The 11,909-nt window shown below is 69.7% G+C and carries 8 protein-coding genes and 1 pseudogene; 1 reads left to right on the plus strand and 8 read right to left on the minus strand.

Features of this window, described 5'->3' with window-relative positions; genetic code table 11:
- Positions 1–108: 108 nt before the first annotated feature.
- Positions 109–1,332 (minus strand): DUF4192 domain-containing protein, encoded by a 1,224-nt coding sequence (locus tag JW592_RS26750; RefSeq protein ID WP_209267809.1) that lies wholly within the window; start codon positions 1,330–1,332, stop codon positions 109–111.
- A 139-nt stretch (positions 1,333–1,471) separates the two neighbouring features.
- On the opposite strand from JW592_RS26750, the gene JW592_RS26755 reads away from it, so the two are divergent.
- Entirely contained in the window at positions 1,472–3,658 is a 2,187-nt protein-coding gene (locus JW592_RS26755; protein WP_209267810.1) for a RecQ family ATP-dependent DNA helicase, read from the plus strand.
- A 130-nt stretch (positions 3,659–3,788) separates the two neighbouring features.
- Here the strand turns inward: JW592_RS26755 and JW592_RS33465 are convergent, their stop codons facing one another.
- The 7 genes and pseudogenes from JW592_RS33465 to nrdR form a co-directional block, all read right to left on the minus strand.
- Positions 3,789–4,124 carry a hypothetical protein gene (locus tag JW592_RS33465; RefSeq protein ID WP_307805562.1) on the minus strand — a complete coding sequence of 112 codons (336 nt, stop codon included), beginning with the start codon at positions 4,122–4,124 and terminating at the stop codon, positions 3,789–3,791.
- A 395-nt stretch (positions 4,125–4,519) separates the two neighbouring features.
- Positions 4,520–5,197: a ribonuclease HII gene (gene rnhB / locus JW592_RS26765; protein ID WP_209267812.1), complete on the minus strand. Its 678-nt coding sequence runs from the start codon at positions 5,195–5,197 to the stop codon at positions 4,520–4,522.
- A gap of 188 nt (positions 5,198–5,385) precedes the next feature.
- Positions 5,386–6,351 (minus strand): ADP-ribosylglycohydrolase family protein, encoded by a 966-nt coding sequence (locus JW592_RS26770; RefSeq protein WP_209267813.1) that lies wholly within the window; start codon positions 6,349–6,351, stop codon positions 5,386–5,388.
- A gap of 12 nt (positions 6,352–6,363) precedes the next feature.
- On the minus strand, positions 6,364–7,056 hold the full coding sequence (locus JW592_RS26775) for a histidine phosphatase family protein (RefSeq protein ID WP_209267814.1): 693 nt from the start codon (positions 7,054–7,056) through the stop codon (positions 6,364–6,366).
- 15 nt (positions 7,057–7,071) lie between these two features.
- Positions 7,072–7,680, minus strand: coding sequence for a YdbC family protein (locus JW592_RS26780; RefSeq protein WP_209267815.1), 609 nt, complete (start codon positions 7,678–7,680; stop codon positions 7,072–7,074).
- A 196-nt stretch (positions 7,681–7,876) separates the two neighbouring features.
- Entirely contained in the window at positions 7,877–10,822 is a 2,946-nt protein-coding gene (locus tag JW592_RS26785) for a vitamin B12-dependent ribonucleotide reductase (protein ID WP_209267816.1), read from the minus strand.
- 324 nt (positions 10,823–11,146) lie between these two features.
- Positions 11,147–11,683: pseudogene (nrdR, locus tag JW592_RS26790) on the minus strand (transcriptional regulator NrdR); the annotation flags it as partial.
- Positions 11,684–11,909 lie beyond the last annotated feature (226 nt).

Below are 11,909 nucleotides of genomic sequence, written 5' to 3' on the forward strand. Positions count from 1 at the left end.
GCAGCAGCACTCGCCCCTCCTTGACGCCTTTCGCAATGAGCTGTCCCGCAGTGAGTGACAAGGCCGCTGCCGACGAAGAGCTGCCGCCACGAACAGGCGCGAAGGTCTTCAGCAGGCGGCGTCGTCCGCCTCGTCGTCCGGCGTCTCACGCCTTCCTTCCGCCTCCTTCAGCCCCTCCTCGCTCCTCAGGCACTGGCGCACCAGCTTGGGGTCGAGCCCTTCGTTGCACGCGTGGTGCAGAAGCTGAGCGAAGAGGTAGTCGGGGTCGGTCCGCAGCGCCAGGCCCAGGGCGACGCGGGCCGTCGGCACATCGCCGCCCGACCAGGCGACCCAGCCGGCCAGCGTGAGCAGGGCCGCCGAGTAGCCCAGGTAGGGGCCCGCACAGCGGCGGGCCAAGGCTCGCCACAGTCGGAGGGCCGGCGCCACGTCCGCACCCTCCATCCACTCGGCCGCCTGGTCCCGGGTCTCCCGGTCCTGGAGGCCGAGGATCGCCGCGGCACATTCGTCGTGGCTGAGCAAACCGTCGTCGTGCGCGTCCTGGCCGAGTGTCGTCTCCGCTGTCGGTGAGCACCGCTGGAAGCGTTCCAGCAGTTGCCCTAGGAGAGCCAGGGTCTCGGTCCGCACCTGCGGTCGTCCCTCGGCGGACAGCATCCGAGGGCTGAGCTCCGTGCTGACGCTGTCCAGGACCCGAACCTGCTCCTCGGCGAACGGCGGGCCCAGTGGGGTCAGCCGCTTCTCCATCTCGCGCAGCGACCCGTGCATCGGCAGCCCCGCGTACGCGGCGGCGACGGCCATGGCCGAGGTACCGGACTGCGCCAGTGGCCTGCCCTCGGGCGGACAGCAGCGGGAGTCGGGGCAGCAGTAGGAGAAGTACCTGCCTTCCGAGAGACACAGGGCCTCGTAGACGGGCATCTCCAATTCCCCGCAGGCACGGCGCAGCTGTTGCACGAGGGGGTGCAGCCGTTCCATGACGTCGCGGCCGGTGTGGCCCTCGCCGGGCTCCTGGCAGAGGAAGATCAGGGCGCCGTCGGGCCGGTCGCCCCTGGCTCGTGAGCTGGTTTCCAGGCACTCGGCGATCTGCGGCGCGAAGGCTGCCCAGCCGCTTTCGTCATCAGGAATTCCGATCCTGAGGCGGCCACCGAAGCGTCCCCGCTCTCCGTGGAGGGCGACCACGACCAGGGAGTCGTCCGGGTAGAAGCCGAGCAGGTAGGGAAGGGCTTCGGCGAGTTCTGAGGGGTCCCGCAGAGAGACGCTGGGCTGCGGGGATGTCGGGTCCGGAGCGGACGAAGGGGTCGGTTCGTTGCCGCGGGATTCGCGGTCGTGGTGTGTCATGCCTCGACGGTGGACCAAAGCGCGAATTCGAGGTCGTGAGTTATCCACAGCGAAGGCGACTCTTGTTTTTGTCAGATTAATCATTGGTTATCCACAGCCCGGATCCTCGGCTGTCGGAGGCATCGGGTTGCATGGACGCATGAGTGACACACAGCTGCGGCAAGAAGCCGACTCGGTGCTCGCCGACCTCGTGGGCGACCGCGAGAGTACGGCCCGGCTGCGCGCCGACCAGTGGCGGGCCATCGAGGCGCTGGTCGCGGAGAAGAGAAGAGCGCTGGTCGTCCAGCGCACCGGCTGGGGGAAGTCGGCCGTCTACTTCGTCGCGACCGCTCTCCTGCGCAGGCGCGGAGCCGGTCCGACGGTGATCGTCTCGCCGCTGCTGGCGTTGATGCGCAACCAGGTGGAAGCCGCCGCCCGAGCCGGGATCCACGCCCGCACGATCAATTCAGCCAATCCGGAGGAGTGGCGGGCCATCGAGTCCGAGGTGGCCGCCGGGCAGGTGGACGTACTGCTGGTCAGTCCGGAGCGGCTGAACAATCCGGACTTCCGTGACCAGGTACTGCCCAGTCTCACCGCCTCGACGGGCATGCTCGTCGTGGACGAGGCACACTGCATCTCCGACTGGGGCCATGACTTCCGCCCGGACTACCGCAGGCTGCGCACCATGCTCACCGAGCTGCCGACCGGCGTGCCGGTGCTGGCGACAACCGCCACGGCCAACGCACGTGTCACCGCTGATGTCGCCGAACAGCTCGGTACCGGAGGCCCGGCTGGAGGCAGCGGCGAGCAGAGGGGATCGGCTCTGGTCCTGCGCGGCTCCTTGGACCGGGAGAGTCTGAGCCTCAGCGTCCTGCGGCTGCCGGATGCGCCGCACCGCCTCGCCTGGCTGGGAGAAAACCTGAAGTCGCTTCCGGGGTCGGGCATCATCTACACCCTCACCGTCGCCGCAGCCGAAGAAGTGGCGGCCTTCCTGCGCCAGTGCGGCCATGAGGTGGCCTCCTACACGGGCAGGACGGAGAACGCCGACCGGGAAGCCGCTGAAGCGGATCTGCTCGCCAACCGTGTCAAGGCCCTGGTGGCAACCTCGGCATTGGGCATGGGGTTCGACAAGCCGGACCTCGGATTCGTCGTACACCTCGGCTCGCCCTCCTCCCCCATCGCCTACTACCAGCAGGTCGGCCGGGCAGGCCGCGGCGTGGACCACGCGGAAGTGCTGTTGCTGCCCGGACAGGAGGACGAGGCCATCTGGCGGTACTTCGCAAGTCTGGCCTTCCCTCCCGAGGAGCAGGTGCGGCGCACCCTCGAAGTGCTGGCGGCCTCCAGCGGCCCGATGTCGCTGCCCGCACTGGAGCCGCGGGTCGAGCTGCGTCGCTCCCGGCTGGAGATGATGCTGAAGGTTCTCGATGTGGACGGAGCCGTGCAGCGGGTCAAGGGCGGCTGGATCTCCACGGGCCGGCCGTGGCACTACGACGCCGACCGGTACGAGTGGGTCGAACGGCAACGTCAGGCCGAGCAGCGGGCGATGCGCCGCTACGCCGAGACGACCGAATGCAGGATGGAGTACCTCCGGCGTGAGCTGGACGATGAGGCGGCGGCGCCTTGCGGCAGGTGTGACAGCTGCGCGGGCAGCCGGTTCGCCCCGCAGGTCGATGAGTCCCTCGTCGTGGCAGCCCGCGGAGAGCTGCGCAGGCCCGGGGTGCGGATCGAGCCCCGGAAGATGTGGCCCACCGGTATGCAGGCCGTCGGCCTGGAGCTCAAGGGACGCATCCCCGAGCAGCAGCAGTCAGCGCCCGGCCGGGCCCTGGGCCGGCTGTCCGACATCGGTTGGGGCAACCGGCTGCGCCCACTGCTGTCCGGTCAGGGGGGAGACGGGCCGGTGCCGGACGATGTGCTGCACGGTGCGGTGACGGTTCTCGCGGACTGGGCCAAGGGCCCCGGCGGCTGGGCGTCAGGGGCGCCGGACGCATCCGAGCGACCGGCAGGCGTTGTGGCGGTCGATTCCCGCACCCGACCGCAGTTGGTGCGATCCTTCGCGGAGCGGATCGCCGACGTCGGACGCATCCCACTGCTCGGAGCGGTGGTGTGCGCGGACGAGTTCGGGATGATGAACGCAGTGCGCAGCAACGGCGCCCAACGGCTGCGCGCTGTCCAGGAGGCTCTGCGACTGCCGCCGGAGCTGGCGGACACTCTCCCCGCCCTGGAGGGCCCGGTGCTGCTGGTGGACGACTACACCGAGACGGGCTGGACCCTGGCGGTAGCCGCGCGGTTGCTCCGCCAGGCCGGAGCGAAGGAGGTGCTGCCGCTGGTTCTCGCGACCCAGAACTGAGAGGACGGAATCCGGCGGCACTCATCCCAGGGCGTCTTCCCGGGAGCGATCAGCGGGCGAGTGCCACCGCACCCCTCGATTCCCCGGTGCCGGCTCGAAGTCGCTGCTCGGAGCAGGCCGGCTCAGGGACTCAGAGCAGGCCGCGCACCCGGTCCGGGTCGCCGCAGACGATGAGCTGCTCGGTGGCCTTCTCCAGAGCCGCGGGCAGTGCGGCCGCCGCCTCGGGGTCGGTGCCTCCGTTGACGGCGAGCAGCACGATGGGGCGCTGGGTGGTGCGGTCCACGGCGGAGGCGTGGGCGCAGAAGACGTCCTCGGCGTCGGTGAGCTGGCGCCAGTAGGAGTCCTCGCCGAAGGTGAGTTCGTGCTCTGCCCACGGGTGGTGACCACCGGTGGTCAGCAGCAGGATCTCGCCGGGTGCCCGGCCCTCGTCGAGGAGCTTGTCGACCTCTTCGTCGGCGACCTCCACCGCGGTCGCGTCGGTTGCGGCGACCAGGTGGATCCTGGCCGTGGTGGCCGGGGAGGCGCGCTTTGCCGAGGCCGGTGGATTCCCCTGGCGGGGGCTACCGGGACGACCGGGGGTGCTGGGGCCTTTGCTGTCGGTGCGCGGCGGTGCGGGGCGCGGCGCCTGACGAGGGCCTGGAACAGGGGCTGCGGTGCGGGATGCCTGCGGAGTTCGGGATGCTCCCGCTGAAGCGCGGGTGCCCGGGACGCTCTCGTAAATCTGTGGCTCCTCGGGGGTGAGAGGCATGAGGTGTTGTCTATCAAATGACGGAAACAGACGTGTCAGCGGGTACGGGTTACGCGGGTATTCCCGCGGAGGAGTTCCGGTACTTCGTGACGGCGCTGTTCGGCGGTGCCGGTTCAGAAGAGGCCGATCTGTTCTGTGGGCTCGCTCCTGTAGCGCTTGAGATGCTTCCAGCGGGTCAGGGCGTCCATATATGCCCATGACAGCCGGTGGTGCGGGGTGGGGCCGATCTCCTGCAAGGCGGCCTTGTGCACCGGGGAGGGATACCCGGCGTTGTCCTCGAATCCGAACTCGGCGTGCTCGGGAGCAAGTTCGGCCATCAGGGCGTCGCGCCGCACCTTGGCGATGACCGAGGCAGCGGCGACGGCGACGCACGACTGGTCACCCTTGATGACGGTGCGCACCTGCCAGGGCGCCCCGAGGTAGTCGTACTTGCCGTCCAGGATCACGGCGTCCGGGCGCTGGGGCAGGCCGCCCAGGGCGCGGACCGCGGCGAGCCGGAGGGCGGCGGTCATGCCGTGTTCGTCGATCTCTTCCGGCGTGGAGTGACCGAGAGAGTAGGCGGTGACCCAGCTGGTCAGTTCTTCGGCGAGCTCGGTGCGACGCGGCTCGGGAATGAGTTTGGAGTCGGTCAGGCCGGCGGGGGGACGGCGTAGGCCCGTGATCGCGGCGCAGACCGTCACGGGTCCCGCCCAGGCTCCACGGCCGACCTCATCCACTCCGGCGACGATCTTGGCGCCGGTCGTGGCGCGGAGCGAACGCTCGACGCGATGGGTTGGAGACTCGTACGGCATGGCAATAACCAGCGTATCCGCTGCGGGGGCGGCGAGTTCAGGGGAGTCCGCAAAAGAGAGCTGAGAACACTGAAAGAGTCGGGACAGCGCTCCACTGATCGCGGAAAGGGGTGAATTGGTGACGGAGAGTCCGCGAAAGGGGAAGCGGGCTGTCGACTTCCGGTTCCATCGGGCTCCGGCGCCAGGGCTCAGCCGACCGCATCGAGCAGCCAGGCGGGGAATCCCTCGGTGCGTTCCCGCCATTCCCCGGGGGGAGCCGAGGCGGGGCCGGCGGCTGCCACGATGCCGCCGACGATGGCGCAGGTGGTGTCCACGTCACCGCCCGCGCTCGCCGTGGCCCAGATCGCCGAGCGGTAGTCGCCCAGGTTCCGGGCGGCGGCCCAGAGTGTGAACGGGACGGTGTCCTGGGTGCTGGTGCGGCGGCCGCAGCCGAGGACCGCAGCGACTGTGCCGACATCGGCGTAGTCGAGCAGGTCGGCGGCGCGTCGCAGCCCCGCCTGCACTGCACTGCGCGGGACGAGTTCCTGGACGCGGGCCAGCAGTTCCTCGGCGCCGAGCGGCGCGGTCGCCCCAGCTTCCCTGGAACCTGGACCTGGGGTTCCGGCCGCGACGAGCGCTGCTGCGGCGGCGACCGCGCGGGTGCCGGCGACGGCCTCGGGGTGCCGGTGGGTGACCTCGGCCGAGCGTTCTGCCTCGTCAGCCGCCCGCGCAGGGTCGTCGGCGAACCAGGCGCCGAGCGGGGCCACCCGCATGGCGCCGCCGTTCCCCCAGGAGCCCTGGCCGTCGAAGAGCGCGGAAGCCAACTCGCGCCAGTCGCCGCTCTCCTGGCGGATGAGGCGCAGCATCCGGTTCACCGCGGGGCCGTAGCCGCGGTCGAAGTCGTGGTGCTCGGCAAAGGAGGCGGCCAGCGCGTCCGGGTCGATATGGCCGTGCGTGGCGAGCACCGCGACCACCGAGGCGGCCATCTCGGTGTCGTCGGTCCACTGCCAGTTGCCGGGTGGCAGCTCCCGGTGGCGCAGGTGGGAGAGGTTGGCGGGGACGAAGAACTGGGAGCCGAGGGCATCCCCCACGGCCAGTCCGCGCAGGCAGGCGAGTGCGCGGGAGACCCGCTCAGCACGGGCGGGATCGGAGAAGGGATCGGATGGAGCGCTCATGTCGCAACGATGTTAGCCGCGGCCGCCGGTCAGCGGCGGATTACGCGGAGAGCGGCTCTCGTAGGGGCGGGGGCTCTGCCAGCGGTCGAAGGGCCGGTCGAGGTGGTAGCGGCCTTCCGGGCCCAGCAGCAGAGCGCGGGTCTCGCCGTTGCGCGGGTTGGAGAGGCATTCGAACTCCTCCACCGTCCAGTGGAACCAGCGCATACAGAACAGCCGCATGGTCAGGCCGTGGGTGACCAGCAGGACGTTCGGCGGGTTGTCGGGTGCCTCGAAGCTGCGCCACAGGCTCTCCAGAAAGGCGCCGACCCGGTCGTAGACGTCGGCGCCGGACTCGCCCTGGGCGAAGCGGTAGAAGAAGTGCCCGTAGGCGTCGCGGTACTTCTTCTGCTGGCGCACGTCGTCGCGGTCCTGCCAGTTGCCCCAGTCCTGCTCGCGCAGCCTGGGCTCCTCGCGCACCCGCATCTGCTCGGGCCCGACCCCGAGCGCGGCGAGGGTTTCGCGAGTGCGACGGTAGGGCGACACATAGGCCGAGACCCGTTCCTCACCGAAGACCTCGCGGAGCCGCTTTCCCGCCTCCTCCGCCTGCCGCAGTCCGCGCTCGGTCAGTGGCAGAGCGTGGTCGGGCACGCGTTCGTAGATGCTGTCGTCGGCGTTTCCCTCCGACTCTCCGTGGCGCAGCAGGACGATACGGCGAGGACGTGCCATGAGCCCCACCCTAGGTCAGACGGTCCAGGACGGCTCCAGATCGATCACGTCCCCGGTGACGTGGAGGATGTCGGCCCCGGTCTGGGCACGCAGCGCCAGCCGTTCCACACGCTCCACCCGGTACTTTCCGTATTCGGCGGTGGAGTCCCACATCGAGAGGACCAGGAACTCGTCCTCGGTATGAGCTTGCGCGAATACTCCACGCAGCATCCCGGGCGAACCCGCCATCGCCGGATTCCAGATCTTCTCCTGCATCAGCGTGTAGTGGTCGATGCGCTCCGGCCGCACCCGGCAGTGGGCGACGCGCAGCAGGTCGGCGTCCGTGAAGACGGGGCGGAAGCCGGTCTTCACATCGAAGCGGTATTCGAAGAGCCTGACCTGCATCTCTTTGTACGTACCGAGCTGGGCGGCATGCAGCCGGTCGTGCGAGCGCGCCATGAAGGAGTCGTAGAAGGCCCGGCTCTCCCAGAAGCCGAAGAGGTGGACGACGCCCTCCCGGGACCGGCTCCACCCGCCGCCCTGCCCCCGGAAACCGGGCTCGCCGAGCAGACCCGCCCATTTCCGCTGTGCCCGCGCGAACCCCGGGCGATCGACGACGGTGCAGCGCATCCACTTGACCAGCACCGCGCTATCGTACGGCCATCCAGGTGAACCCCCGTGCCGCACGAGAGCGCCCAGTGGCTCGCACTGGCGTGCCCTGGCTCGCTCAGTCGGGGCGCCCGCGAACCGGCCGGTGACGGCTCCGCTCCCGGCCCCCGGTCGCTCATTCACACGTGCCCCGGGGCGGGAACCGACCGCAGTCGGTTCCCGCCCCGTTGCCTCAGCTGCAGCCGCTGGTCGAGCCGCAGCCCTCGCACAGGTAGCAGCTACCGGCGCGGCGCATCTTGGTGCCGCAGGAGAAGCACAGGGGCGCGTCGGCGTTGAGGCCGAGCTGCATCTCCATCAGCTCCGTGGAGTTGTGCGCCTCCCTCGGCGCGGGCGCCGCTGCCTCGGGCTCACTGGCCGCCCGCTGCGTGTCCTTGGCGTCCTTGACCTCCTCCTTCGGCGCCGACTGGCCGGCCTGTGCCGACTGGCCCGCCTGCTCGGCCTTGGGGGCCGACTGCGCCAGGGCGTCCGCGTCGAACTCTTCCTCCGACGCCTCGTAGGAGCCCGTCTCCAGGTGGCGCTGGCGTTCGGCCGCCGAGTGGATGCCGAGCGCCGAACGGGTCTCGAAGGGGAGGAAGTCCAGCGCGAGACGGCGGAAGATGTAGTCGACGATCGACTGCGCCATCCGCACATCGGTGTCGTCGGTCATCCCGGCCGGCTCGAAGCGCATGTTGGTGAACTTCGAGACGTACGTCTCCAGCGGCACGCCGTACTGGAGACCGACGGAGACGGCGATGGAGAAGGCGTCCATCATGCCCGCGAGGGTGGAGCCCTGCTTGGACATCTTGAGGAAGACCTCACCGAGGCCGTCGTCCGGGTAGGAGTTGGCCGTCATGTAGCCCTCGGCGCCGCCCACCGTGAAGGAGGTGGTGATGCCGGGACGGCCCTTGGGCAGCCGGCGGCGGACCGGCCGGTACTCGACGACCTTCTCCGGCTCGGGCGCCTCCGCCTTCTTCTCCTCCTTGGCCTTCGCCGACAGCGGCTGGCCCACCTTGCTGTTCTCGACGTAGACGGCCAGCGCCTTGGTGCCCAGCTTCCAACCCTGGAGGTAGATCTCCTCGACATCCTCGACGGTGCTGCTGGCGGGCATGTTGACCGTCTTGGAGATGGCGCCGGACAGGAACGGCTGGGCCGCCGCCATCATCCGCACGTGGCCCATCGGGGAGATGGAGCGCTCCCCCATGGCGCAGTCGAAGACCTCGTAGTGCTCCGGCTTGAGGCCGGGCGCGTTCACGACGTTGCCGTGCTCGGCGATGTGCTCGACGATCGCCTCGACCTGCTCGGGCTGGTAGCCGAGGCGCTTGAGGGCCTTGGGGACCGTGTTGTTCACGATCTGCATCGAGCCGCCGCCGACGAGCTTCTTGAACTTGACCAGGGCCAGGTCGGGCTCGACGCCGGTGGTGTCGCAGTCCATCATCAGGCCGATGGTGCCGGTCGGCGCCAGCACCGACGCCTGGGCGTTGCGGAAACCGTTTTTCTTACCGAGCCGCTGGACGTCCTGCCACGCCTCGGTGGCCGCCGCCCACACCGGGGTGTCGAGGTCGTCCATCCGGGTGGCGGCGTCGTTGGCGTCGCCGTGCTGCTTCATGACGCGGCGGTGTGCCTCGGCGTTGCGCGCGTACCCCTCGTAGGGGCCGACAACGGCGGCCAGCTCGGCCGAACGCTTGTAGGAGGTGCCGGTCATCAGGGAGGTGATGGCACCGGCGAGGGCGCGGCCGCCGTCGCTGTCGTAGGCGTGCCCGGTGGCCATCAGCAGGGCGCCGAGGTTGGCGTAGCCGATGCCCAGCTGGCGGAAGGCGCGGGTGGTCTCGCCGATCTTCTCGGTCGGGAAGTCGGCGAAGCAGATGGAGATGTCCATCGCCGTGATGACCAGCTCGGTCACCTTCGCGAAGCGCTCCGCATCGAAGGACATGTTGCCCCACGCGGCGGAGCCGCTATCGGCCGCAGTGTCGTCGCGCAGGAACTTCATGAGGTTGAGCGACGCCAGGTTGCACGAGGAGTTGTCCAGGTGCATGTACTCACTGCACGGGTTGGAGGCGGTGATACGGCCCGTCTCCGGCGAGGTGTGCCAGTGGTTGATGGTGTCGTCGTACTGGATGCCGGGGTCGGCGCAGACGTGGGCTGCCTCGGCCATCTTGTGGAAGAGCTGCCTGGCGTCCACCTCCTCGACGACCTCGCCGGTCATCCGGGCACGCAGCGCGAACTTGGAGCCGGACTCGACGGCCTTCATGAACTCGTCGTTGACGCGCACCGAGTTGTTGGCGTTCTGGTACTGGACCGAGGCGATGTCCTCGCCGCCCAGGTCCATGTCGAAGCCCGCGTCCCGCAGGGCGCGGATCTTCTCCTCCTCCTTGACCTTGGTGTCGATGAACGCCTCGACGTCCGGGTGGTCGACGTCCAGGACGACCATCTTGGCGGCACGGCGGGTGGCACCGCCCGACTTGATGGTGCCGGCGGAGGCGTCGGCACCGCGCATGAAGGAGACGGGGCCGGAGGCGTTGCCGCCCGAGGAGAGGAGTTCCTTGGAGGAGCGGATGCGGGAGAGGTTCAGGCCGGCCCCGGAGCCGCCCTTGAAGATCATGCCCTCTTCCTTGTACCAGTCGAGGATCGACTCCATGGAGTCGTCGACGGACAGGATGAAGCAGGCACTGACCTGCTGGGGCTGCTTGGTACCGACGTTGAACCACACCGGGGAGTTGAAGGCGAAGATCTGGTGCAGCACGGCGTAGGCCAGCTCGTGCTCGAAGATCTCGGCGTCTGCGGGGGAGGCGAAGTACCCGTGCTTCTCACCGGCCGCCCGGTAGGTCTTCACCACCCGGTCGATCAGCTGCTTGAGGCTGTTCTCCCGCTGCGGGGTCCCCACGGCGCCGCGGAAGTACTTGCTCGTGACGATGTTGACCGCATTCACCGACCAGAAGTCGGGGAATTCGACGCCACGCTGCTCGAAGTTGATCGAGCCGTCGCGCCAGTTGGTCATGACGACGTCGCGGCGCTCCCAGTTCACCTCGTCGTACGGGTGCACTCCGGGGGTCGTGTGGATGCGCTCGATGCGCAGTCCGTTGTTCGCCTTGCTGCCCTTTGCGCGGGAGCCGCGTGCCGGGCCGCTCGTCGTCTCTGTCATTCCGCCTCCCTGTGTGGGGCATAACGCCCCAACATGCCCCGGTTCTTCCCCGAGAACTGTGCCTGTCTGATGACCCGGACACGGTGCGTGCCTGGGCCAGGTCTCTGTGTGTGCCGGGAGTCGCCCGGCCTGTGGGCCCAGCAGTGCCGGGCCGGCCGCCGCTCAGTCGGCAGCAGCAGCCGCGGGGGCGCCGTCGGCCCCGCCGGCCTGCCCTCCGGGGCTCCCCGCCCGGGTTCCACCACCGGCCGACGAGGTCACTCCGGGCCCCGCTTGGGCCTCCCCCTGGGCGCCTCGGCCCTTTGCGGACCGGGCGCCGGCCCTTTGACCGGCGCCGGCCTCCTCCCGACCGTCGGCGGCCCCGCCCTCCCGACCGTCGGCCGTCTCGCCCTGCCGCGCCGAGGGTTCGGCGGCGCGCGGGTGCGCCTCGCGCAGTTCGGCTATCGCCGCCTCGAAGTCCTCCAGCGATTCGAACGCCTTGTAGACCGAGGCGAACCGCAGATAGGCGACCAGGTCGAGGTCCTGGAGCGGGCCGAGTATGGCGAGCCCGACGTCATGCGTGGACAACTCCGCGCTTCCGGTGGCTCGGACCGCTTCCTCGACCCGCTGCCCGAGCTGGGCGAGAGCGTCCTCGGTGACGGGGCGACCCTGGCATGCCTTACGGACTCCGGCGATCACCTTGTCCCTGCTGAAGGGCTCGGTGACACCGCTCCGCTTGATCACTGTGAGTGACGCGTTTTCCACGGTCGTGAAGCGGCGGGAGCAGTGGGGGCACTGGCGCCGCCGCCGGATGGCCGCTCCGTCGTCGGCCGTCCGGCTGTCGACCACGCGGCTGTCCGGGTGCCGGCAGAAGGGGCAGTGCATCGTTTCCACCCTCCCAGGGCTCACAGGGCCCTCACCGTGCATGACAGATCACGCCGCGGCACCCCCGTCACAGGGGCCCCTCGACAGGCCACCAGCATAGGCGAAGTCCCCCGGCATGAGCACTCGGGGACACAACTTCTGGTGGCGCGCGCTCATCCAACCACTAGATCTGGTAGCCGATGGTCAAGGCGGCCACCAAGCGTGTCGCCCCCCGGCACGGCCCCCG

Source organism: Streptomyces spirodelae, from assembly GCF_017676385.1.
GTDB classification, from domain to species: Bacteria; Actinomycetota; Actinomycetes; order Streptomycetales; family Streptomycetaceae; genus Streptomyces; species Streptomyces spirodelae.